The 2,060-nt window shown below is 42.0% G+C and carries 1 protein-coding gene; it reads left to right on the top strand.

Annotation, left to right across the window (positions count from 1 at the left end):
- Positions 1-754: 754 nt before the first annotated feature.
- Positions 755-1,978, top strand: coding sequence for a group II intron reverse transcriptase/maturase (gene ltrA, locus CVD23_RS19060; RefSeq protein ID WP_257988602.1), 1,224 nt, complete (start codon positions 755-757; stop codon positions 1,976-1,978).
- The last annotated feature ends 82 nt before the right edge of the window (positions 1,979-2,060 follow it).

Genomic DNA, 2,060 nt, shown 5'->3' on the forward strand with positions numbered 1-2,060 from the left:
TCTTTTGTGCGCTTGGCAGCGCTTCGCTCTAATGGGTGAAAGTCCCTAACATGCCGTTGTGGCGGAAATGTATAGCTGACAGGTAGTGCGAGTATCGTGAGATTTCGTGCGGAGGACTTGAAGGCAAAACTCGGAACAGGTGGCTGAAACCATGCTGGCTGGTAAGACTGGATAACCTTGCAAAAGATGGGGATGTCCAATACCACACTATGTCTTATTAGTTATGAGGACTGGCTTCGAGTGAAAGGCGATGACGTGACCCAAGGAGATCTCATCTTTTCCACCGTTGGTGGTAACTCTTTTTCAAAGCCGCGAGGGACAAGAAATTGATTATGGAGGGTGAGAAGTCAGAGCAGGGGATAGTAGTGAATAAACTTGTCGGAAAGGCCGCAAAGACAAGTGACTTACCACGAAGTTGGGAAGGCAGTCATATACTCAAAAGGTAATGAACTGATGCGAAGCCCGTCTGCCCATGTAAGAAAAGCAATACGAACTTATTTACTCGTCATGTACTAAACAGAAGTCGATGAGGCAGATAGCCGAAGAATCGAGACCGAAAGAAAGTAGGTTGTTTAGGGCGAAGTACTAATTTAAGCATCAGTAATTGAATCAACTATACTGCTGATACTGTTTTAGGAAAGGAAACGAATACATGCACGACTCAATAGGAAAACGAAGCTTACGTGTAGGGGAGAATTCTAAAAAGAAACGCAAGTGGTACAGTCTGGTGGATAAAATATGGAACTATCAAAACTTGGAACAGGCTTTTTATGACGTGAAGAAAAACCGTGGTACACACGGTGTGGACAAAGTTACGATTAAAGATTATGAAACAGAATTGGAACACAACTTAAGAGTGCTCCAAGAATCTTTGCGTACGAAAACATATCGTGCAAGACCAGTCAGAAGAGTTTTCATCCCAAAAGCTGATGGTTCCAAACGTCCATTAGGAATTCCAACAGTAGAAGACCGAATCCTCCAAGCCGCAACTAAAAGAATACTTGAACCCATCTTTGAACAGAAATTCTTAGACTGTAGTTATGGATTTCGTCCGAACCGTAGTGCACATATGGCGATAGATAAAATCCGACAGGATTTGATGGACGGTTATACGTTTGTCATTGATGCCGATATAAAGACGTACTTTGATTCGATTCCCCACGACAAGCTTATTGATTTAATCAAAGAAGAAGTGGTGGATAGTAGCGTCTTAGCACTAATTGTACAGTTCTTAAAATCGGGTATCCTTGAAAACGGTAGTTTTTATGAGAGTGACAAGGGGAGCCCGCAGGGTGGAGTAATCAGCCCACTATTAGCAAACATCTATCTGCATCCACTCGATAAAATGATGTTAGAAAGAGGTCACCGCATTACAAGGTATGCGGATGATTTCGTCATCTGTTGCAAATCCCGAAAGGGTGCAGAAAGAGTACTGAGAACTGTAATTAAGCTCTTAGAGGAAAAATTGGGTTTGAATGTACACCCGGAAAAAACTAAAATTGTAGACAATTATGAAGAAACGTTTATCTTTTTAGGTTATGTTTTCAAAAAAGGGTATTTCCATTCCCCATCAGACAAGGCAGTAAAGAAATTCAAGGAAAGTATCAAGAGGACAACGAAAAGAAACCAAACAGTGAATTTGGAGGAATTCGTTAAATACCGCTTGAATCCCATCATCAGAGGGTGGGGAAGGTACTTTGGCATTGGATTTTCAAAGAAACTGTTTCAACAGTTGGATTCTTGGATCCGGAGAAGGCTTCGGATGATTCAGCTAAGAAGCTGGAGAAAAATAAGAAAGCTCCACAGGGAGCTTCGGAAAAGGAATTGGGAGGGTGAACTTCCCCATCTTTCAATGACTAGATGGAGAAATTCGATGACCCAGCATGTACATTTTGCGATTCCTAATGAAAGGTTTCGTGAAATTAAACTCGTTTTTCTTTTAGACATTTACAAGGAACTACATCCCCAACGGGGATAAACATGGAGGAGCCGTATGCGATGACCCGCACGTACGGATCTGTGAGAGGCGCATGAAATTGTTCATGCGCCTACTCTATTTT

Source organism: Bacillus sp. V33-4 (assembly GCF_002860225.1).
GTDB lineage: Bacteria > Bacillota > Bacilli > Bacillales > Cytobacillaceae > Bacillus_BJ > Bacillus_BJ canaveralius.